Origin of the sequence: Streptococcus mitis (genome assembly GCF_002096735.1) — a bacterium.
GTDB lineage: Bacteria > Bacillota > Bacilli > Lactobacillales > Streptococcaceae > Streptococcus > Streptococcus mitis_CZ.
On sequence record NZ_NCVC01000013.1, the window covers coordinates 116871 to 138852 of the forward strand.

The 21982-nt window shown below is 39.5% G+C and carries 16 protein-coding genes and 1 CRISPR repeat array; of the genes, 10 read left to right on the forward strand and 6 right to left on the reverse strand.

Going from position 1 to position 21982, the window contains the following annotated elements:
• The first annotated feature begins 3 nt into the window (after positions 1–3).
• Entirely contained in the window at positions 4–2262 is a 2259-nt protein-coding gene (gene glgP / locus B7703_RS03285; RefSeq protein WP_084923610.1) for a glycogen/starch/alpha-glucan family phosphorylase, read from the forward strand.
• 340 nt (positions 2263–2602) lie between these two features.
• Entirely contained in the window at positions 2603–2809 is a 207-nt protein-coding gene (locus tag B7703_RS10190) for a hypothetical protein (RefSeq protein WP_000265681.1), read from the forward strand.
• Positions 2810–3164: 355 nt separating this feature from the next.
• Here B7703_RS10190 and B7703_RS03295 read toward each other — a convergent pair whose 3' ends face one another.
• Positions 3165–4013 carry a putative RNA methyltransferase gene (locus tag B7703_RS03295; RefSeq protein ID WP_084923612.1) on the reverse strand — a complete coding sequence of 283 codons (849 nt, stop codon included), beginning with the start codon at positions 4011–4013 and terminating at the stop codon, positions 3165–3167.
• 151 nt (positions 4014–4164) lie between these two features.
• Here B7703_RS03295 and B7703_RS03300 point away from each other — a divergent pair, with 151 nt between their 5' ends.
• On the forward strand, positions 4165–4443 hold the full coding sequence (locus B7703_RS03300) for a DUF6110 family protein (protein WP_000910910.1): 279 nt from the start codon (positions 4165–4167) through the stop codon (positions 4441–4443).
• Between the two features lies 1 nt (position 4444).
• Positions 4445–6508, forward strand: a complete 2064-nt coding sequence (locus tag B7703_RS03305; protein ID WP_049500520.1) for a heavy metal translocating P-type ATPase — start codon at positions 4445–4447, stop codon at positions 6506–6508.
• A gap of 77 nt (positions 6509–6585) precedes the next feature.
• Here the strand turns inward: B7703_RS03305 and tyrS are convergent, their stop codons facing one another.
• Complete coding sequence (gene tyrS, locus B7703_RS03310; protein ID WP_000546884.1) at positions 6586–7842, reverse strand: tyrosine--tRNA ligase; 1257 nt, start codon at positions 7840–7842, stop codon at positions 6586–6588.
• A gap of 141 nt (positions 7843–7983) precedes the next feature.
• On the opposite strand from tyrS, the gene pbp1b reads away from it, so the two are divergent.
• The 6 genes from pbp1b (at position 7984) to B7703_RS03340 (ending at position 14739) form a co-directional block, all read left to right on the forward strand.
• Positions 7984–10434, forward strand: a complete 2451-nt coding sequence (gene pbp1b, locus B7703_RS03315; RefSeq protein ID WP_084923613.1) for a penicillin-binding protein PBP1B — start codon at positions 7984–7986, stop codon at positions 10432–10434.
• A gap of 56 nt (positions 10435–10490) precedes the next feature.
• Positions 10491–11402 (forward strand): DMT family transporter, encoded by a 912-nt coding sequence (locus B7703_RS03320; protein WP_084923615.1) that lies wholly within the window; start codon positions 10491–10493, stop codon positions 11400–11402.
• 228 nt (positions 11403–11630) lie between these two features.
• Positions 11631–12329 (forward strand): 2,3,4,5-tetrahydropyridine-2,6-dicarboxylate N-acetyltransferase, encoded by a 699-nt coding sequence (dapD, locus tag B7703_RS03325; protein ID WP_000127460.1) that lies wholly within the window; start codon positions 11631–11633, stop codon positions 12327–12329.
• Positions 12330–12396: 67 nt separating this feature from the next.
• A complete protein-coding gene (locus tag B7703_RS03330; RefSeq protein WP_084923617.1) occupies positions 12397–13527 on the forward strand; it encodes an N-acetyldiaminopimelate deacetylase in 1131 nt (376 codons plus the stop codon).
• Positions 13528–13538: 11 nt separating this feature from the next.
• Complete coding sequence (locus tag B7703_RS03335) at positions 13539–14078, forward strand: 5-formyltetrahydrofolate cyclo-ligase (protein ID WP_084923618.1); 540 nt, start codon at positions 13539–13541, stop codon at positions 14076–14078.
• The gene (locus B7703_RS03340; RefSeq protein WP_084923620.1) at positions 14062–14739 is read left to right on the forward strand and encodes a rhomboid family intramembrane serine protease; all 678 of its coding nucleotides are present in this window, start codon (positions 14062–14064) and stop codon (positions 14737–14739) included. Before B7703_RS03335 ends, B7703_RS03340 begins: the two co-directional genes overlap by 17 nt.
• Positions 14740–14801: 62 nt before the next feature.
• Positions 14802–15629: direct repeats of the CRISPR family, unit length 36 nt; unit sequence GTTTTGGAACCATTCGAAACAACACAGCTCTAAAAC.
• A gap of 90 nt (positions 15630–15719) precedes the next feature.
• On the opposite strand, the gene csn2 is transcribed toward B7703_RS03340, so the two are convergent.
• The 4 genes from csn2 to cas9 are packed head-to-tail and all read right to left on the reverse strand — an operon-like array spanning position 15720 to position 21757.
• Positions 15720–16382, reverse strand: a complete 663-nt coding sequence (gene csn2, locus B7703_RS03345) for a type II-A CRISPR-associated protein Csn2 (protein ID WP_084923621.1) — start codon at positions 16380–16382, stop codon at positions 15720–15722.
• Complete coding sequence (gene cas2, locus B7703_RS03350; protein WP_000122198.1) at positions 16372–16716, reverse strand: CRISPR-associated endonuclease Cas2; 345 nt, start codon at positions 16714–16716, stop codon at positions 16372–16374. Before cas2 ends, csn2 begins: the two co-directional genes overlap by 11 nt.
• Positions 16713–17579 (reverse strand): type II CRISPR-associated endonuclease Cas1, encoded by an 867-nt coding sequence (gene cas1 / locus B7703_RS03355; RefSeq protein WP_084923623.1) that lies wholly within the window; start codon positions 17577–17579, stop codon positions 16713–16715. Before cas1 ends, cas2 begins: the two co-directional genes overlap by 4 nt.
• Positions 17579–21757 carry a type II CRISPR RNA-guided endonuclease Cas9 gene (gene cas9, locus B7703_RS03360; RefSeq protein ID WP_084923624.1) on the reverse strand — a complete coding sequence of 1393 codons (4179 nt, stop codon included), beginning with the start codon at positions 21755–21757 and terminating at the stop codon, positions 17579–17581. Before cas9 ends, cas1 begins: the two co-directional genes overlap by 1 nt.
• Between the last annotated feature and the right edge of the window lie 225 nt (positions 21758–21982).

The following is a 21982-nucleotide window of genomic DNA, read 5'->3' on the forward strand; positions in this document are numbered from 1 at the left end:
AACATGTTATCACTACAAGAATTTGTACAAAATCGTTACAATAAAACCATTGCAGAATGTAGCAATGAAGAGCTTTACCTTGCTCTTCTTAACTACAGCAAGCTTGCAAGTAGCAAAAAACCAGTTAACACTGGTAAGAAAAAAGTTTACTACATCTCAGCTGAGTTCTTGATTGGTAAACTTTTGTCAAACAACTTGATTAACCTTGGTCTTTACGACGATGTTAAAAAAGAACTTGCAGCTGCAGGTAAAGACTTGATCGAAGTTGAAGAAGTTGAATTGGAACCATCTCTTGGTAATGGTGGTTTGGGACGTTTGGCTGCCTGCTTTATCGACTCAATTGCTACTCTTGGTTTGAACGGTGACGGTGTTGGTCTTAACTACCACTACGGTCTTTTCCAACAAGTTCTTAAAAACAACCAACAAGAAACAATTCCAAATGCATGGTTGACAGAGCAAAACTGGTTGGTTCGCTCAAGCCGTAGCTACCAAGTGCCATTCGCTCACTTCACATTGACATCAACTCTTTACGATATCGATGTACCTGGTTACAAGACAGAAACTAAGAACCGCTTGCGTTTGTTTGACTTGGATTCAGTTGATTCTTCTATTATTAAAGATGGTATCAACTTTGACAAGACAGATATCGCTCGCAACTTGACTCTCTTCCTTTACCCAGATGATAGTGACCGTCAAGGTGAATTGCTACGTATCTTCCAACAATATTTCATGGTTTCAAACGGTGCGCAATTGATTATCGACGAAGCAATCGAAAAAGGAAGCAACTTGCATGACCTTGCTGACTACGCAGTTGTACAAATCAATGATACTCACCCATCAATGGTTATCCCTGAATTGATCCGTCTTTTGACTGCTCGTGGTATCGAGCTTGATGAAGCAATCTCAATCGTTCGTAGCATGACTGCCTACACTAACCACACAATCCTTGCTGAAGCTCTTGAAAAATGGCCTCTTGAATTTTTGCAAGAAGTGGTTCCTCACTTGGTACCAATCATCGAAGAATTGGACCGTCGTGTGAAAGCAGAAGTGAAAGATCCAGCTGTTCAAATTATTGACGAGAGCGGACGTGTTCACATGGCTCACATGGATATCCACTACGGATACAGTGTTAACGGGGTAGCAGCACTCCACACTGAAATCTTGAAAAATTCTGAGTTGAAAGCCTTCTACGACCTTTACCCAGAAAAATTCAACAACAAAACAAACGGTATCACTTTCCGTCGTTGGCTCATGCATGCTAACCCAAGCTTGTCTCACTACTTGGATGAGATTCTTGGAGAAGGTTGGCACCATGAAGCTGATGAGCTTGAAAAACTTTTGTCTTATGAAGACAAAGCAGCTGTCAAAGAAAAATTGGAAAGCATCAAGGCTCATAACAAACGTAAATTGGCTCGTCACTTGAAAGAACACCAAGGTGTGGAAATCAATCCAAACTCTATCTTTGACATCCAAATCAAACGTCTTCACGAGTACAAACGCCAACAAATGAACGCCTTGTACGTAATCCACAAATACCTTGACATCAAAGCTGGTAACATCCCTGCTCGTCCAATCACAATCTTCTTTGGTGGTAAAGCAGCTCCAGCCTACACAATCGCTCAAGACATCATCCACTTGATCCTTTGCATGTCAGAAGTGATTGCTAACGATCCAGCAGTAGCTCCACACTTGCAAGTAGTTATGGTTGAAAACTACAACGTTACTGCAGCAAGCTTCCTTATCCCAGCATGTGATATCTCAGAACAAATCTCACTTGCTTCTAAAGAAGCTTCAGGTACTGGTAACATGAAATTCATGTTGAACGGAGCTTTGACTCTTGGTACTATGGACGGTGCTAACGTGGAAATCGCTGAGTTGGTTGGAGACGAAAACATCTACATCTTTGGTGAAGATTCAGAAACTGTTATCGATCTTTACGCAAAAGCAGCTTACAAATCAAGCGAATTCTACGCTCGTGAAGCTATCAAACCATTGGTTGACTTCATCGTTAGCGATGCAGTTCTTGCAGCTGGAAACAAAGAGCGCTTGGAACGTCTTTACAATGAATTAATCAACAAAGACTGGTTCATGACTCTTCTTGACTTGGAAGACTACATCAAAGTCAAAGAGCAAATGTTGGCTGACTACGAAGATCGTGACGTATGGTTGGATAAAGTTATCGTTAACATTTCTAAAGCAGGATTCTTCTCATCTGACCGTACAATCGCTCAGTACAACGAAGATATCTGGCACTTGAACTAATACTCTTCGAAAATCAAATTCAAACCACGTCAGCGTTGCCTTGCCGTACTCAAGTACAGCCTGCGGCTAGCTTCCTAGTTTGCTCTTTGATTTTCATTGAGTATAAGATACAAGATTTATACTAATACACTTTCCTATGAAGCGAATTTCGATTGAAATTCGCTTTTTTGAATGCTGTGGGTTTGGGTCAATCTTGTTTTAAAAAGATAGAAATCATAGATACAGTGAACGCATAACACTTTATTTCAGCCTTATGTTTCTTCGTAGTTGCTTACCTCATATTTTTTGTATTCGCTTACATAAAGTGTTATAATATAATTATAGGAAAGAAGGTGTTTTTATGTGGAAAAAATATTTTTCAAAATATAGATGGACTGATTTATTTTGGATTTTATTTATCATTTTGACCTGCCTCTATATTGGTAACCATGATTTGTTTCCTCTCAATCATCAAGAAATCTCTCTTCGAGGTAGTTTCTGGGGATCTGTACTCGCCTTATATCAATTGCTATTTATTGATAAATTTATTATTTCGAATCGAAAATAAAGTTTAGGGCTATGCTTAGCTGTGTACCTTTAGGATTAATTTTGGAGGGAAGATTTTGTCTCTGTTATTTATTATTTTAAATTTATCTATTTTGTACAAGATCTATTCTTTGAGGCGGGAGAAATCGAAATACTTGATTTATATGGCCTATATCATATTTGGGGTAAATGTAATATATGGTATTCAATGGTTATTAAAAGAACTGATTTCAAAGATTTCCACTTAATGTGTATAGAAACTCCAGCGATTTTTGCATAACAAAACGCATAAGATTAAGGTTTTTGAGCACCTGTTCTTATGCATTTTTGTAATATTAAAGATTTTTTATAAGTTGTCTGCTTTTGGGAAGTCTAGTTTAGAATGTTTTCCCAACAAGTATCTCTGCTTCGATGGTAATCTCTGTCAGTTGGCTCCAGTCAATCTTAGTCTGGTCGATGTGAAAGAGTAGGGGCGTCATGCTGAGTAGGGCTTGGAGTTGCTCTGCTGTGATAGGCTTGGTTAGTGAGGCAGTTTTACTGGATAAGATAGTGAAGTTGTTTTGGAAATGATTTTTGATATCTTGGTTGGAATAGTCCTTGTTTGTCAGCTGGTCTTGTACCTTCTGACGGATTTCCTTGAGGTGATTTTTAGTTGGAATAACCTTTATCAAGATACCGTCTTTGGATAAAACGCGACGAAATTCTCCGTAATTGGCAGGGGAAAAGAGATCAAGTAAGATATCCATACTGGCATCTTGCAGAGGAAGGCGAGAAAGGTCCCCAACGAACCAATTGACTGCCCAGTTGGGTTCACTCTTGGCAGCGATTTGGACGGAATCTTTGGAAATATCAAAGGCATAGAAGGTTTTGTCAGGATGCCTTTCTTGAAGCTTGCGAGAATAGAATCCTTCACCACAACCGATATCTAAAATTGTTTTGGCATTTTTTGAGTTTGAAAGTAAATCAGAGACGGCCTCTAGAATAGCCTGGTAAAAACCAGCTTCTAGGATTTGTTGACGGTTTTGAAAATTTTCCTTGTCGTAGTTGGTAGATTGCTTGATTTGAGGTGCCAGATTGACATAGCCAAATTTAGCCAAGTCAAAAGAATGGCGATTGTTGCATTTGAGACTGCTCTCTACCAGAGTCAGATTTTCTTGACAGATAGGACAGGCAAAGGCAGTAGCAGAAGCAAAACGCTGAAGTTTGGGTTTGAGATTTGTATTCATAGTTTAAGTGTATCAAAAGAGGCAAATGAAAGCAACTTTAGGAATAAGTAGATGGGAGATTCAGTAGAAATAAAACTAATTCTCCAATTTATGAAATGACATTGCTTTTATATCTAAATTGCTATATAATAATGATAAGGAGGAAATAAGTATGTTAAAAGAAGTACTAACCGTCGCAAAAGTTGCGAAAAAATCATCACTCTTTTTGGGTGGTGTCGCATTTGGTACCCTTGGTTTGAAAATCTTGGCAAGTAAGGAAGCTAAAAAAGGTTATTCTAAAGCTTTGGCTAAGGCTTACAAGTTGAAAGACGGGCTAGATGCATCTGTTTCTGTTGTGAAACAACATGGAGACGATGTCTTGCAAGATGCCAAATATTTGTACGAGCAAGAGAAAAAAGAAGAGCAATTAGATAGCCTTATAGGGGAATAATATGTCTTTTAAAGTGCTACATAGAGGATACCAACATATCCGACTATCATCTTCTTTTTCACTCACCTTGGATATTCAAGACTATCTTCGTTCCTTGGCGAGAGATGAAAAGGGGATTGAGTCTATCCAGTTTTACATGGATCAACAGCACTTTACTCTACGTATAAAAGAAGGCTTTTCTGTATTAGATAATGCAGAAGCCTTTTTAAAAAGAATTGATAAAGGGAAAGTTTCTGAGTTGATGACTCTTCCCATTCGTAGAGAAGAGAGTGCTTATTCTATTGTTTCAGGTGCAGCGATTAAGCGTATACTTTTTCGTAGTTTTGTGCCGTACCCTATTCGCTATATATGGACTTGTTATCAGGCTTTTGGCTATATTAGAGAAGCCTATCAAACACTAGCGCGTAAGGAACTAACGATGGAGGTCTTGGACTGTTCGGCGATTTTATTGTCCTTGTTTATGAACCAATCCAAGACAGCTAGCAATATCATGTTTATGCTTGATTTGGGGAATCATTTAGATCAGTGGTCCTTGAAAAAAACTGCAACGGATTTAGAACAGAGTCTTCTTGCAAAAGAGAGCGATGTATTCCTAGTACAGGGCGATACGGTTGTTAGTATCAAGAGTTCCGATGTTCAAATAGGAGATGTCTTGGTCTTATCTCAAGGGAATGAAATTCTGTTTGATGGACAAGTAGTTTCAGGTTTAGGTATGGTCAACGAAAGTTCTTTGACAGGAGAGAGTTTTCCAGTTGAAAAAAGAGAGTCTGATTTGGTTTGTGCAAATACAGTATTAGAAACTGGAGAGTTGCGCATTCGTGTAACCGATAATCAGATGAACAGCCGGATTTTACAGCTGATTGAGTTGATGAAGAAATCTGAAGAAAACAAGAAAACGAAACAACGCTATTTCATCAAAATGGCGGACAAGGTCGTCAAATATAATTTCTTGGGGGCTGGTCTGACTTACCTATTAACAGGTTCTTTTTCTAAGGCTATTTCTTTCCTATTGGTCGATTTCTCCTGCGCTTTGAAAATCTCTACTCCTGTAGCTTATTTAACAGCTATCAAGGAGGGGTTGAATCGTGAAATGGTGATTAAGGATGGGGATGTTCTGGAGAAATATCTGGAAGTTGATACTTTCTTGTTTGATAAGACGGGAACAATCACAACTAGTTATCCTATAGTTGAAAAGGTGTTACCTTTTGGGGACTATAGTGAGGAAGATATTCTCAGAATCAGTGCCTGTCTTGAGGAACACATTTATCATCCTATTGCTAATGCCATCGTCAAGCAAGCTGAGATAGAGGGGATTGAACATGAGGAAATGCATGGGAAACTCCAATATATCGCAAGCAAGGGGATCAAATCTCATATAGATGGGCAACCAGTTCTTATTGGGAATTATGTTTTGATGCAGGATGAGCAAATTCATATCAGTTCAGAACAAAATGCTTTAATTGAAGAGTACAAGAGTCACTATAATCTCTTATTCTTGGCTTATCAGAATGAATTGATTGGAATGTTCTGCATTCATACTCCTTTGAGAAAAGAAGCAAAAGCAGCCTTGGAGAAACTTAAGGCACAAGGGAAAAAATTGATTCTGGCAACAGGGGACACCTTGGTTAGGACAGAGGAATTAGTCAAAGATTTACCCTTTGATCAGGTCTATACAGACTTGAAACCTGATGGGAAATTTGAGTTAGTAGAGGAACTGCAGAAAGCAGGTCACACTATTTTGATGGTTGGAGATGGATTGAATGACTCAGCGGCTCTAACCCTATCAGATATCGGTGTGGTGATGAATGAGAGTGCAGACATTTCTAAGCAGATGAGCGATATCTTATTGTTAGATAATCGCTTGGATTTCTTCCAAGAGTTGGATTGGCTATCATCATCTTTGCAAACACTCATCAAGAAGAATATTCAAGATACCGTTGTCGTAAATAGTAGTTTGATTGGCTTTGGCTTATTTAATTGGCTCAGTCCTTCAAATCTCTCTATCTTACATAATCTAACAACCTTGCGCATTGTACTGCGTAGTCTGTCTATTAAAAATAGATAGATGAGATTTATTAACAGCAAAAAGGAGTTACCTTTCTCGAGGATAACTCCTTTGTTTATAGATAAATGTTGAATAGTTTAGTAAGTCAAAACAAAGTATTTTTTCTTCCCACGACGGATAACAGTCAGTTCGTTCTCTAACTTATCTGCGTCACTCAAGACATAGTCAAGGTCTTGGATGCGGTCGCCGTTGACGTAGATAGCTCCGTTTTGGACGTCTTCACGGGCTTGGCGTTTTGAGTTAACCACACCAGATGAGACGAGCAGTTCCACAATATTGTGATTTTCATCTGCTTGAACTTGGTAGTTTGGCACTCCACGAAGTCCTTGTTTGAGCTCTTTAACAGAAAGATTTTTGATGTTTCCTGCAAAGAGTTGCTCAGTGATGTTAAGAGCTTCTTTGTAAGCTTCTTCTCCGTGAACAAGAGTAACGACTTCACGAGCCAAGACTTTTTGTGCCAAACGTTCGTGTGGAGCTGCTTCAAATTGTTTACGGATGTCTTCAATCTCATCGAGTGACAAGAAAGTAAAGATCTTCAAGAAGCGAACAGCGTCAGCGTCCATAACGTTCATCCAGAATTGGTACATTTCGTATGGAGAAGTCTTTTCAGGATTGAGCCAGACTGCGTTTCCTTCTGATTTACCAAATTTCTTACCAGTTGCATCGGTAATCAGTGGTACAGTGATAACGTGACCAGTCTTATCAGCTTTACGACGAAGCAATTCAGTACCAGCTGTCATATTTCCCCACTGGTCAGAACCACCGATTTGAAGCGTTACGTTGTGGTCTTGGTTAAGGACGAAGAAGTCGTAACCTTGCATGATTTGGTAAGCGAACTCAGTGTAAGAAATTCCTGTTTCAATCCGTTTTTTCACAGACTCCTTGCTCATCATGTAGTTGACAGTAAAGTATTTTCCGATATCACGGAGGAAATCAATGAAGCTGATGCTGCCAAACCAGTCGTAGTTGTTGACCATGACAGCCTTGTTTTCCCCATTTTCAAAGTCAAGAAAACGAGAAAGTTGTCCTTGGATAGACTTGACCCAGCCATCTACTGTGTCTTTTGTTTGGAGACTACGTTCAGCATCTTTGAAGGACGGATCTCCGATGAGACCTGTAGCACCGCCAACGAGCGCATAGGGTTTGTGACCTGCTAGCTGCAAGCGACGACTTGTCAAGATTGCGACAAGGTGGCCTAGGTGAAGGCTGTCAGCAGTTGGATCGTAGCCAGTATAATAAGAAACTTGACCTTCTTCTAGGGCTTTACGCAAAGCTTCTTCATCAGTCGTTTGAAAAATCAAACCACGCTCTTTTAGCTCATCAAAAATGTGCATGTGTCTTTTCTCCTTTTTAAAAATATTGTTTCTAACTATTGTATCACAAACTTGGGCAATAGCCTAGTAGAATAAGGAAGAAAGTGGCTATTTTATTGAAAGTTTACCTTTTATGGTATAATAGATAGAGTGAGGAAATCCATGCAAAATCAATTAAATGAATTAAAACGAAAAATGCTGGAATTTTTCCAGCTAGTAAAATCAAACATAAATCATAAAAAATCAGAGAAAGTCTCAGAAGAGAAGCAGTCGGATGGGACAGGTGGGAAAGTTCTGGCTATCCTAGGTAGCATTTTAGTTGCTATTAAGGGAATTTTGAATACTCTCTTTATTCTAGGCTTTATCGGTGGACTTTTTGGTGCTGGTGTAGCTCTTGGTTATGGAGTTGCTTTGTTTGACAAGGCTAAGGTTCCCCAATCGGAGGACTTGGTCAAGCAGGTTAAAAATATTTCTTCTATCTCAGAAATTGTTTATGCAGATGGGAGTGTCATTGCTTCTATCGAGAGTGATTTACTGAGAACTTCTGTCTCATCTGAGGAAATATCGGACAATCTCAAAAAGGCTATCGTTGCAACTGAGGACGAACATTTTCTTGAACATAATGGGGTTGTGCCAAAAGCTGTGATTCGGGCGACTTTGGGAACCTTTGCAGGTTTGGGCTCATCTAGCGGGGGCTCGACCTTGACCCAACAGTTAATCAAACAACAAGTGGTTGGAGATGCTCCGACTTTGGCTCGTAAGGCTACAGAAATTGTTGATGCCCTTGCCTTGGAACGCAGCATGAGTAAGGATGAAATCTTGACTACTTATCTCAATGTTGCTCCCTTTGGTCGAAATCATAAAGGGCAGAATATTGCAGGTGCCCAGCAAGCTGCTGAAGGGATTTTCGGTATCGATGCCAACAAGCTGAGTATTCCCCAAGCTGCCTTCCTAGCAGGTTTGCCACAGAGTCCGATTACTTATTCCCCTTATGAAAATACTGGAGAGTTAAAGAGTGATGAAGACTTAGAACTTGGTTTGAAGCGGGCCAAGGATGTTCTCTACAACATGTACCGTACGGGTGCTCTGACTCAGGAAGAATATGACCAGTACAAGGATTATAATCTCAAGCAAGATTTCTTGCCATCAGGATCTATCAATGCTGTTTCGAGGGATTACCTTTACTTTACGGCTATGGCTGAAGCGACAGACCGTATGTATGATTATTTAGTTCAACAGGACAATGTCTCTAGTCAGGAGTTGAAAAAGGAAGCGGTTCAAAAGGCCTATCATGAGCGAGCTGAGCTGGAGCTAAGTAATGGCGGTTACAAAATTACTACAACGATCAATAAAAAAATCCATAACGCCATGCAAAATGCAGTTGCTAACTACGGTCGTTTGGTAGATGATGCGACTGGGCAGCCTGAAGTAGGGAATGTTTTGATGGACAATAAAACGGGGGCTGTTCTAGGTTTTGTTGGTGGTCGTAATTACCAGACTAACCAAAACAATCACGCCTTCGACACCAAGCGTTCGCCAGCCTCTACAACCAAGCCTTTGTTGGCCTACGGGATTGCCATTGACCAAGGTTTGATGGGAAGCGCTAGTATCTTGTCCAATTATCCGACAAAATTCTCTAATGGCAATCCTATCATGTATGTAAATAGTCCAGGTACAGGCATGATGACTTTGGGTGAAGCCTTGAACTATTCGTGGAATATCCCAGCCTATTGGACCTATCGCATGCTACGTGAGAAGGGTGTGGATGTCAAGGGTTACATGGAGAAAATGGGTTACGAGATTCCGGAGTACGGTATCGAAAGTCTGCCTATGGGTGGTGGGATTGAAGTCACAGTTGCCCAGCATACCAATGGTTATCAAACAATTGCCAATAACGGTGTCTACCATCAGAAACATGTGATTTCTAAGATTGAATCATCTGATGGTAGAGTAATCTATGAATTCCAAGACAAGCCAGTTCAAGTGTACTCGAAGGCAACAGCAACAATTATGCAGAGTTTGCTTCGTGAGGTGATTTCATCTCGGATCACTTCAAGTTTCCAAACGGATTTGGCTTCCATCAATTCAAGCTTAGCTCGTGCAGACTGGATTGGTAAGACTGGTACAACTAATGAAGATGAAAATATGTGGCTCATGCTGTCAACACCAAGATTGACTCTAGGTGGTTGGCTAGGGCATGACGACAACCGCCCAATGGCTAAGGGGGCTGGGCATTATCGAAATGCCAAATATATGGCTTACTTGGTCAATGCTATCCAACAGGCTGAGCCTGGTGTTTGGGGCAATGAACGCTTTAATCTTGATTCTAGTGTGACCCAATCTCAGGTCCTCAGATCTACAGGACAGAAGCCAGGCAAAGTATCCGTTAATGGAAAAACAGTTGATCTTTCAGGTTCTACTGTAACGAGCTATTGGGCTAATAAGGCGGGAGCTCCTACAACAAGCTATCACTTTGCTATTGGAGGAAGTGAAGCAGATTATCAAAATGCTTGGTCAAGTATTATTGGTAGTTTCTCATCTACGCCAAGTTCAAGTAGTAGTTCTAGCAGTACATCAAGTTCATCATCTACACAACCAAATAGTAGAAGATAGGAAAGTGGCATTGATTGCCACTTTTTTCTTTTTTCCTTTCGTGTTACAATAAAGGTATGAATCAGTATCAGAAAAAGATTGTTAAAGGAACCATCTATTCGCTCCTATCTGGCTTAATCTGGGGAATCTGTGGAATTTTAGGAGAATATTTCTTTACTCATTATCAGGTGTCTTCGGGCTGGATTACCTCCATGCGTTTGACACTGGCAGGGAGTCTTGTGCTCATTTGGTCTGCAGTGCAATTAAAATCGCAAGTGCTAGATATTTGGCGAGATAAGAAAAATTACCTACCCTTTTTAGCCTATGCTATTTTGGGGATTTTTTCAGTTCAGTATTTTTTCTACCTCTGCGTAGAATATTCTAATGCAGCGACAGCAACTATTTTACAGTTTATTAGCCCTGTCTTTATCCTCTTTTACAATCGCTTGGTTTATCAAAAACGAGCGTCAAAAAGTGCTATTCTTTATGTTTTGGTTGCCATGTTGGGTGTTTGCCTGATGGCGACAAAGGGAGATCTCTCTCAATTATCCATGACACCACTAGCACTTGTGACGGGTTTGCTGAGTGCCATGGGGGTCATGTTTAATGTTATCTTACCTCAACCTTTTGCTAAGCGTTATGGTTTTGTACCCACGGTTGGGTGGGGGATGATTTTGGCAGGTTTATTTAGCAATGTTCTCTCACCAGTTTATCAGCTTTCCTTTACTCTGGATATTTGGAGTATCTTGATTTGTCTCATTATCGCTTTCTTTGGAACAGCTTTTGCCTTTTTTATTTCCATGAAGGCTGTTTCCTTGGTTTCTCCTTTGGTGGTTTCCGTTATCAGTGCCAGTGAACCTCTCTCTTCTGCCCTTTTGAGTGTTTTATTTTTAGGCTTGGTAGTGGATTGGTCCCTTCTCCTAGCTATGGCCTTGATTATTTTGCCCATGATTTTCCTATCGGTAGAAGAAGCGAAAGAAAGTAAATAAAAAGTCTTTTCTTAATTCTAAAAGTGTGCTATACTGGAATAGTCAATAAAACACGGGGAGATAGTTGTGAAGAGTGTTTTTAGGTTGTATCGGTAGGGGCTTGCTTTTACCGACAGCACGTTTTATCTCACATCCCTAAAAATCATACCTAAAAACAAACAAAAAGGCTTCAAATTTGAGGCCTTTTTTGGTAGAATAGGTATCATTAAAATGAACTAGGAGGTGCCTATGACTGCTACAAAAATGAACGCACAAGAAATTATTCAATTTATCGCCAATGCTGAAAAGAAAACCAGTGTGAAAGTAACCTTTGAGGGACAACTCGCAACTGCTGTACCTAGCTCTGTTGTTAAACTAGGAAATGTTCTATTCGGAGACTGGAAGGACGTGGCTCCGCTTCTCGATGGTTTGGTAGAAAATCAAGACTATGTTGTTGAGCAAGATGCTCGTAATTCTGCAGTTCCCTTGCTAGACAAACGTGCTATCAACGCTCGTATCGAGCCAGGTGCTATTATCCGTGACCAAGTTGAAATTGGAGACAATGCTGTTATCATGATGGGGGCTGTTATCAATATCGGTGCTGAAATTGGTGCAGGAACTATGATTGACATGGGTGCCATCCTTGGTGGCCGTGCTATCGTTGGGAAAAACAGTCACGTTGGTGCAGGTGCGGTTCTTGCAGGTGTGATTGAGCCAGCTAGCGCAGAACCAGTCCGTGTAGGAGACAATGTTCTCATCGGGGCCAACGCAGTGGTTATCGAAGGGGTCCAAATCGGTAGTGGTTCAGTTGTCGCAGCAGGAGCTATTGTTACCCAAGATGTCCCAGAAAACGTGGTGGTAGCAGGTGTTCCAGCTCGTATCATCAAAGAGATTGATGCCCAAACTCAACAAAAAACAGCGCTAGAGGATGCGCTTCGTACCTTATAATTGTAAAAGTAATAAAGAGGCGGAACCCTTCTTCCAGCCTCTTTCTGCTATATCGGAGGATAGATAGATGTTAGATTTGATTCAGACTAGACGAGATTTGCACCAGATTCCAGAGATTGGCTTGGAGGAGTTCAAGACTCAGGCTTATCTGCTGGATGTGATTGAGAAATTGACTGCGGGCAAGGATTTTGTCCAAGTTCGAACTTGGCGGACAGGGATTTTGGTTTATTTGCAGGGAAGTCAGCCAGAGCGTACCATTGGTTGGAGAACAGATATTGATGGCCTGCCTATCGTCGAACAAACAGGACTATCTTTTTCTTCCCAACACCAAGGTCGCATGCATGCTTGTGGACATGATTTCCACATGACTATTGCTTTAGGCTGTCTTGAGCGAGCCCTTGAGGAGCAACCCAAGAATAATCTGCTCTTTCTGTTTCAACCTGCTGAAGAAAATGAAGCAGGTGGTATGCTTATGTATGAGGACGGGGCTTTTGGAGATTGGCTACCAGATCAATTTTATGGCCTTCATGTTAGGCCAGATTTGAAGGTTGGTCAGATTGCGACCAATACTCATACACTCTTTGCAGGGACTTGTGAGGTGAAGATCCGTTTCAAAGGCAAAGGTGGCCACGCAGCCTTTCCACATGAAGCTAATGACGCCTTGGTGGCTGCTAGTTACTTTGTGACCCAAGTACAGTCAGTTGTCAGCCGCAATGTTAATCCAATCGAGGGAGCAGTGGTGACTTTTGGCGTTTTTCAGGCTGGAACAACCAACAATGTTATAACAGACACAGCCTTTTTGCATGGAACTATTCGGGCCTTGACTCAGGACATGAGTCTCTTGGTACAAAAGCGGGTCAAAACAGTTGCAGAAGGAGTTGCAGCTGCCTTTGGTATGGAAGTCGAAGTGGAACTCAAACAAGGTGGTTACCTGCCTGTTGAGAACCATCCAGCCTTGGCGCGTGAACTGATGGACTTCTTTGAAGAAAAAGAGGGAATTGAGTTGATTGATATCGAACCTGCTATGACAGGTGAAGACTTTGGTTATCTCCTTTCAAAAGTTGATGGCGTTATGTTCTGGCTAGGTATTGATAGTCCCTGTGCCCTTCATCACCCTCAGATGAATCCTAAGGAAGAAGCATTAGCTATTGGGGTGGATGCGGTCTCTAGTTTCCTGAAAAAGAAGGTAGCAGAGTAGAGGGGTTGTCTATGAAATCGGAATTACGTAAGCAAGTCTTACAAGAAATGAAGGCTTTACCTCGAGAGCAAAAACAGATTATAGACCAAGCTTTAACCGAGCGACTTTTACAACACCCCTTTTACCAAGAAGCTAAGGTCATCGCAACCTACCTCTCTTTTCCTCATGAGTTTCAAACGCAGGGACTGATTGAACAGGCACTGAAGGACGGCAAGAAGGTTTTGATACCCAAAACCTATCCCAAGGGGCGCATGGACTTTGTGGTCTATCATCCACAGCAGTTGGTAAAAACTTCCTTTGGCTTACTGGAACCACAGGGAGATTTGGAAGTGGTAGATGCCTCTCAGATTGATTTGATTCATGTTCCTGGCTTGGTTTTTACGACGAAAGGATATCGGATAGGATACGGTGGAGGCTATTATGACCGTTATCTGGAACATTTTTCTGGTCATACTTTGAGTACGGTTTATCCTTGTCAAGTTCAGCAATTCATGCCTGAAAATCATGATATTCCTGTTCAGGAGGTTTTAATTGATGAAGGAAATCTTTGATAGACGTTATCCTGTGACGAGTTTCTTCCTCTTAGTGACGGCCTTGGTGTTTCTACTAATGTTGGTGACTACAGGTGGAAACTTTGACAGGGCGGATACATTATTTCGATTTGGAGCCATGTATGGGCCGGCTATTCGCCTCTTTCCCGAGCAGATTTGGCGTCTCTTTTCTGCCATTTTTGTTCATATTGGTTGGGAGCATTTCATTGTTAATATGCTTTCGCTCTATTATCTTGGTAGGCAAGTAGAGGAAATTTTCGGATCCAAGAAGTTTTTCTTTCTCTATCTTTTATCAGGAATGATGGGTAATCTCTTTGTTTTTGTATTTAGTCCCAAATCCTTAGCAGCAGGAGCTTCTACTTCTCTCTATGGGCTATTTGCTGCAATTATTGTTCTTCGCTATGCAACGCGTAATCCTTATATCCAGCAGTTGGGGCAATCCTATCTGACACTTTTTGTGGTTAATATTATTGGAAGTGTTCTGATTCCAGGAATCAGCCTAGCAGGCCATATCGGGGGAGCAGTTGGCGGAGCATTTCTAGCAATTATCTTTCCAGTTCGAGGAGAAAGACGGATGTATAGTACCAGCCAGAGGTTAGGAGCGGTAGTGTTATTCGTAGGACTGGCGGTCTTGCTTCTCTACAAGGGAATGGGTTTTTGACGACTAATATGTAAACTTGAATAAGAAAAAAGCTACTTAAAAAATGAGTAGCTTTTAATGTGTTTTTGGAACCATTCGAAACAACACAGCTCTAAAACGAGTTGTTTGTAGAAGAACAACAAGCGGTAGTTTTGGAACCATTCGAAACAACACAGCTCTAAAACACTTTGATTCAGTTGTAAAGGTTTATTTTGGTTTTGGAACCATTCGAAACAACACAGCTCTAAAACTTGTTCACTTCAGTAGTTACGTTATCTGGTGTTTTGGAACCATTCGAAACAACACAGCTCTAAAACCATTCGCTTTTCAAAGTTATGCACCATCACGTTTTGGAACCATTCGAAACAACACAGCTCTAAAACTTCGCCATCGCAAACGATTCTAGCCCGTCTGTTTTGGAACCATTCGAAACAACACAGCTCTAAAACCGCAAACCTTCCCTCTGCTGGGTTGTCAGGGTTTTGGAACCATTCGAAACAACACAGCTCTAAAACAACTTAATATTAAGCATTTGTATATCTTGTGTTTTGGAACCATTCGAAACAACACAGCTCTAAAACACAGGCGTTCTCTCTTTTACTTTGGATTTTGTTTTGGAACCATTCGAAACAACACAGCTCTAAAACGTCGTCTCACACTCTACTTCATACTTGCCAGTTTTGGAACCATTCGAAACAACACAGCTCTAAAACATATCACCATTACATCTACTAAGTTCTTCAGTTTTGGAACCATTCGAAACAACACAGCTCTAAAACATATCTTTATCTGTGGGGATAGGGTCATTAGTTTTGGAACCATTCGAAACAACACAGCTCTAAAACAAAAGTAGTATTGCAAGAAGCATTTTTTATGTTTTGGAACCATTCGAAACAACACAGCTCTAAAACTTCGTAGAAAAATTTTTCTCACGAAATTTCGTAATCGCGCCATTCGTCCTAGCTAGACTTCAGCTCGTCAGGTCCCAATTGTTACTTTTATTATACCATATTTTCGGGGTTCAAGAAATAGTCTTGATCCAATACGTACTGGGGAAAATCATAGATTTTCCGAGGCTCAACAAACAAGACGGACAGTTGATTGAGTTGGATATACTCTATCAAATTTACTAACTCATCCTTTGATAGATAGGCGGATGCATTGATGAAAACAAGGAGTTTCTTTTTAGAAAGATATTTAAAAACCTGGACAATTTCTAGCATCTTTTCAAAAGGTGTGTCACTCAGAGTTTCAACTTTGACTCCTAGCGCATCGATTAACTCTAGAATGGTGATTTCATCGTATTCTAGGTCTAGTTCATTTTCTAAACACTCAAATGCCAATAATTCTGTAATCGTGGCTACCAATTTTTCAATCATGGATTTGACTTCTGGTTTGTCATTGAGTTGATTTTCAAGGTCAGAATGTATCAGCTTGAGCATGGCAGGTGAGTTGAGATTGTATCCTAAGACATCCGTTATCACTAGTAACTCAGATTCTTTCAGAGCTTTTAGATTTCTATCAAACAACTTCAACTCCCCATCATCAGTATATTGGTAGAATTGCTTGATGATAGTTGAAAAGGTAAACTGGTCTTCCAACACTAAAAAAGTTGCATTTTCAATAGCTAATGGTTCATCCAATAGTGGGAAATTAATCTTCATCTCTAGGCTCCTCTCCTAGAAAGACCAAGCGTGCGTCGGAGTTTGCTACACTAGTATTTCGCTCGCCATTTAAGTAAATCATACGAGAAAACTGCTTTTCTGTAATGGTTAATAGAGTAATGTTCCCCTTTTTAGGGTTATGGGTCTTGAGTCGCTCAATCATGGCGTTATTAGCAGAGTTGTTGAGCAAGAGTTTGCTATAGATGGAGAATTGGTGCATGATAAATCCCTCATCTATGAGGAACTTCCGAAATTTCCGATAGGCCTTGCGTTCCTCTACGGTATCAACTGGCATATCAAACATTAAAATCATACGCATATATCGATAACTCATATCCTAAACTCAGGAACTCCTTTCTCGGGTTGATTGAGAGCTTGGATGACTTTCTTAGTATAGTCACTGATGATATTGGACAGGTACATATCTTTATCATTGTAGTGGAAGGTGTCTGAGAAAATAGTAAAAAGTTCTCGCTTGATTTTGACAAAAGAACTATTTCGATTTTCATAGACAATTCGGTCAATAATCGGACGGAAAGGCTCCATAATATCACTAGCTAGGTTGAATTGATTAAACTGATTGGTATGTTTCAAGCCAAACTGAGTCATGCAGCCAGACAAAACAATCTCACGCGCAAACATACTCAAAATCAAGGTGTAGCCATAGTCCAAGGCGGCATTGATATCACTATCTTGCTCACGACTAAAATCATTTCCAAACAAGGTGTTGAAATAAATACGAGCTGCGTGTCCCTCACGGTTACTAGGATCAAACAAATCCAACCCATGATAGAGATCAATGACGGACTGGCTCTTTTCCAGAAAACCACAACTCCCCAGATAAAAAGCTTGATTGAGAATTTTTTGTGCAATGATGGTTGTCCATATTTCCGCCTTTACATCTTCATTCCAAGCAATTTGACGAGAGAGTTGCAAACTGGAATCATGACGACCATAGTAAGGCATTAAGTATGCCGTTGGTAAGCGTTTATCATCACAAAAGATGACCAGAATATTTTCATCCACCAAGCGCTTTATCAGCATAGTGGAGAGAACAATATCTGTCGTCTCCAAAAGCAGGATGTCCACCTCGGACAGGTGAATTAACTCTGTCCGAGAGACATCTTTAAAAATCAAGTGGTTATTCTTGTAGGAGAGTTTAGAGTGCGTATTGACTACAATAGTTCTCCATCCCATTAGTCTTCTCCTAATTTGCTTAAGTCAATCCGAGTCTCGTAGAGACCAGTGATGGATTGGTGGATGAGGGTGGCGTTGAGGAGTGAAGAAGGTGTATAGTCTCTGTATCGTGGAATTTTTACTCCCAAGAACTCGAAGTCAGAAGCACTTCCTTGTGAAGTTAACTCGAATAAACCAGCATTTTTACTATTTCTTGGACCAATGAAACTGAAACATAACTTTTCGATATCAACTGTTTCCCAATCAATAAATGCTTGTCTGATTCTTTCTCCATTTTTTAATGCGCCTACATACTTATCGTTAAAGTTAAGTACATATTCTAAAAGTTTAGCAAAATCATTTCGATGTTTCTCAACATACTCTAAGTGTTCTGGTTCAAGTGTTTTATTAATATTCTTAGCATGATACAAAAGAGTCGTATACTTTTCAGGGATGACCAATTCATTACCTTTATGAATTTCTCCTCGTTTATTGTTTGTCGATAGAATACTTGCTAGTCTTCTTCTTGTACCATCAGGAAACTCAAACAAACTATATTTAGGTAAAGTAATAGTTGATAGAATTTTTATGTATCCTTTTTCAAGAAGATAGTTTTCTTTGTTCTTTTCAAAATTTATTTTATCTAAAATAGAGATACCTTGAAATTCAAGAACGGTCTTTTGTTGTTTTTTCGCTCCTTTTTCAATAATAGCTTTAACTAAGACCGCGTATGAGTTAGAAATACCAGCGTAACCACCGTATTTTCGTGGGTCAAGCCCTTGTTTAATTGGGACAAGGTTTTCTTTACGATCTTCTGAAGGTTTAGGAGATGGATTGGAATTGAACAATCCTCTAGGTTTACCTCTATCTAGACCATGTGTTTGAATCTCTGTTTTCTTCACAATATTCACCTGCGGAAGTGAAAGAACTTTTTTAATTGTAGCGAAATCTTTTTCTTTATTCCAAGCGATTTCCCCAGTGTCCTTAGAGTATTCGATATTCTCTCGTTTTACGATGGTTCCGTCTGCGTAATGCACCTCTTCTTTAAAGAAGTTCAACAAGTTTGAGTAGAAGAAATACTTTTCAGTTGCTTTTTCAACTTCTTTAGGATCTTTGGATCTGGAAATATATCTCTTAATATCGTACTTTTGATAGTCACCATAGACGAATTCAGGCTCTAGTTTAGGATATTTCTTAAGGATAGCCTTAGCCACCACTGCATTTAAATAGGCATCATGTGCATGGTGGTAGTCATTGATTTCGCGTACCTTATATAACTTAAATTCTTTACGGAAGTTGGAAACTAGATTGGATTTCAAAGTGATAATTTTGACGGTACGGTTCTTCTTATCTTTCTCATTCACTTCTGTATTAAAACGGGCATCCAAAATCTGAGCAACATGTTTTGTGATTTGCCGTGTTTCAACTAGTTGGCGTCTGATAAAGCCAACTTTATCTCGCTCATCTAGCCCACCACGTTCAGCCTTGGTTAAATTATTAAATTTATGTTCTGAAATCAATTTGGAATCTAGTAATTGTTGCCAAAAAGCTTTTCTTTTTTGAACGACTTCTAAACTTGGAACATTATCGGATTTCCCACGATTATCCTTTGAACTAGTCAAGACACGGTTATCAAGAGAATCATCCTTGATAAAGGCCTGTGGGACGATGTGGTCAATGTCATAGCTGCTCAGTTGGTTGATATCAAGAGCTTCTCCAGTGTACATATCCTTCCCATTTTGGAGATAGTAAAGGAAGAGACGGTCATTTTGAAGTTGAATATTATCTGTTGGATGTTCTTTTAATATATTTGAATCAAGCCCAGGTGCTAAATTTTTTAGTGCATCTTCAATGCGCTTATATCTTTGTTGAGAATTCTTTTTCCCTCTGGCAGTTGTCTGATTTTCTCGTGCAATTTCAATCACAATGGACTCGGGAGCATGGCCCATAACTTTGACAAGCTCATCGACAAGCTTGATACTTTGTAAAATTCCCTTTTTAATAGCAGGACTACCTGGGAGTTCTTGGACAACTTGCTTCACATCGTTTGTCTTACCAACCACTTGTGCTTTTTGAATAATATCTTTGAAGGAAAGCCCGTCATCATTGATTAACTGCATAAAGTTACGATTGCTGTAGCCGTCATCAATCAAGTAGTCAAGAATTGTTTTACCAGTTTTTTTATCACAGATACCGTTGATTAGCTTAGCAGAGAGTTTTCCCCAACCAGTATAATGTCGACGAGTCAGTGCCTTGATCACTTTTTTATCAAAGATAGAGGCATATTGAGCAAGGCGTTGCTTGATCATCTCACGATCTTCAAAGATAGTTAGTGTGTGGACGATATTTTCAAGAATCTCTTCATTTTTAGGATCATCCATAAACTCTTTATCCTTGATTATTTTGAGTAAATCATGATAAGTAGAAAGACTAGCGTTAAATTGTTTTTCAATTCCTTTTAGTTCGATTCCATCGTAGCCATCAACATTGTGTAGATACTGAATGATGTCTTTTTCAGTTACTTTTCTTTTCTCTTTGAATAATTGATTGACAATTTGCTTCTTTTGCCCACTATCAAGGAATTGATAGTCTCTCAATCCCTCTGAAATAAATTTTACTTTTGTTAATTCATTGTAGACAGCAAATGTTTCATACAAGAGACTATGCTTGGGCAAAACTTTTTCCTCTGGCAGATACAAGTCATAGTTAGTCATCTTATTGATGAATTCTTCCGCAGAGCTTGCTTGATCAACAATTTCTTCAAAATTCCAAGGTCGGATTGCTTGGTCAGAGTTTCGAGTAAGCCAAGCAAAATTACGATTTCCACGAGCCAATGGGCCAACATAATAAGGAATACGGAAAGTCAAGATTGTCTCTATCTTTTCTTTATATTCCTTCAGAAATGGATAATGTTCTCCTTGCCGACGGATAATGGCATTCATTTCTTGAAGATGAATTTGATGAGGGATAGAACCATTATCAAAGGTGCGTTGTTTTCTCAAGAAATCTTCACGTTCAATTTTATCAAGGAAATAATCTGATCCTTCGAATTTAGAGAGAAGATTTTTGATGTACTTGTAAAATGCTTCTTGAGTGGTTTTGCCATTGATATACCTAGCATACCCATCTTTAGATTGGTCAGAGAAAACTTCATCATATTTTTCTTGAAGATTGTTTTGGATGAATTGTTTTAAAGCCGCTAAGTCTTTTTGGTGGTTTTCATAGCGCTCAATCATAGATGCTGATAGTGGGGCCTTAGTTGAAGAATCTGTAACAGTTAAGATTCCTGATAAAAGAATGGCATCATAGAGTTTTTTAGCAACTAGGAAAAGGTCTGCAAAGTCATCTCCAATTTGTCCGAGTAAGTTTTCCAAATCCTCATCATAGGTATCTTTAGAGAATTGTAGTGGAGCTTTTTCTTCCAAGTCAAAGTGTTTCTTAAAATCAGCTTGATTTCCTACAATCAGCTTGAGAAATTCTGAAAATAGATCAGTGGATTTTTCATAAGCAAAGAGTTTTAGAATGCGTTCTCTCTTAGCAGATTTACTAATTTTATCAGTAAAAATTGCTTCTACTTGTGCATTTTGTCCACTAAGTGAACTTCCTTCAAAGGTGTTGTCGTAAATGCTTATAAACTCGCTAAAGATTTTTTGGATATCATTGTTTTTAATATCGAAAGATTCTTCATACAAAAAATGTCCGCGGTATTTAATCATATGCGCTAATGCTAGATAGATCAAGCGCAAGTCAGTTTTTTCTTTTGAGTCCGCAAGGTGTTTTCTCAAATGATAGATAGTTGGAAATTTCTTGTGATATTCTTTTTCTTCTGCCAAGGTAGCAAAAATAGGATATTTACTTCCTCTTTTATCCTCAGGAACTAAGAATGAGTCATCTAATCGATGAAAGAAACTACTATCCACTTTGCTCATTTCCTCAGAAAAGATTTCTTGAAGATAGCGAAGACGATTTTTTCGACGAGTATAGCGACGGCGTGCTGTTCGTTTGAAACGTCTATCTTCAGCAGTAGCTCCTTCATCAAATAATAAAGCTCCAATTAGATTTTTCTTGATAAAGTGTTTATCTGTATTGCCTAGAACTTTCATCTTTTTCGATGGCACCTTATAGTCATCCGTAATGACGGCCCATCCGACGCTGTTTGTTCCGATATCGAGTCCGATAGAGTAGGATTTGTTGCTCATTTAGTGTTCTCCTTTTATTAAGTTTTTTGTTAGTAAATGATAATACAATACTTTCAGATGAATTTCTAATATAAAATATTATTCCATTTTATTTACATTTCTCTTGCTAATTTTAAAAGAATAATATACAATACAAGTGTTGGAACTATTCGAAACAACACAGCAAAGTTAAAATAAGGCTTTGTCCGTACACAACTCGAAAAAGTGCGCACCGATTCGGTGCTT

What these genes read in the sequence shown, in the direction of transcription:
- glgP (WP_084923610.1), top strand. Translation starts at nt 4, where the DNA reads ATGTTATCACTACAAGAATTTGTACAAAATCGTTACAATAAAACCATT.
- B7703_RS10190 (WP_000265681.1), top strand. Translation starts at nt 2,603, where the DNA reads ATGTGGAAAAAATATTTTTCAAAATATAGATGGACTGATTTATTTTGG.
- B7703_RS03295 (WP_084923612.1), bottom strand. Translation starts at nt 4,013, where the DNA reads ATGAATACAAATCTCAAACCCAAACTTCAGCGTTTTGCTTCTGCTACT.
- B7703_RS03300 (WP_000910910.1), top strand. Translation starts at nt 4,165, where the DNA reads ATGTTAAAAGAAGTACTAACCGTCGCAAAAGTTGCGAAAAAATCATCA.
- B7703_RS03305 (WP_049500520.1), top strand. Translation starts at nt 4,445, where the DNA reads ATGTCTTTTAAAGTGCTACATAGAGGATACCAACATATCCGACTATCA.
- tyrS (WP_000546884.1), bottom strand. Translation starts at nt 7,842, where the DNA reads ATGCACATTTTTGATGAGCTAAAAGAGCGTGGTTTGATTTTTCAAACG.
- pbp1b (WP_084923613.1), top strand. Translation starts at nt 7,984, where the DNA reads ATGCAAAATCAATTAAATGAATTAAAACGAAAAATGCTGGAATTTTTC.
- B7703_RS03320 (WP_084923615.1), top strand. Translation starts at nt 10,491, where the DNA reads ATGAATCAGTATCAGAAAAAGATTGTTAAAGGAACCATCTATTCGCTC.
- dapD (WP_000127460.1), top strand. Translation starts at nt 11,631, where the DNA reads ATGACTGCTACAAAAATGAACGCACAAGAAATTATTCAATTTATCGCC.
- B7703_RS03330 (WP_084923617.1), top strand. Translation starts at nt 12,397, where the DNA reads ATGTTAGATTTGATTCAGACTAGACGAGATTTGCACCAGATTCCAGAG.
- B7703_RS03335 (WP_084923618.1), top strand. Translation starts at nt 13,539, where the DNA reads ATGAAATCGGAATTACGTAAGCAAGTCTTACAAGAAATGAAGGCTTTA.
- B7703_RS03340 (WP_084923620.1), top strand. Translation starts at nt 14,062, where the DNA reads ATGAAGGAAATCTTTGATAGACGTTATCCTGTGACGAGTTTCTTCCTC.
- csn2 (WP_084923621.1), bottom strand. Translation starts at nt 16,382, where the DNA reads ATGAAGATTAATTTCCCACTATTGGATGAACCATTAGCTATTGAAAAT.
- cas2 (WP_000122198.1), bottom strand. Translation starts at nt 16,716, where the DNA reads ATGAGTTATCGATATATGCGTATGATTTTAATGTTTGATATGCCAGTT.
- cas1 (WP_084923623.1), bottom strand. Translation starts at nt 17,579, where the DNA reads ATGGGATGGAGAACTATTGTAGTCAATACGCACTCTAAACTCTCCTAC.
- cas9 (WP_084923624.1), bottom strand. Translation starts at nt 21,757, where the DNA reads ATGAGCAACAAATCCTACTCTATCGGACTCGATATCGGAACAAACAGC.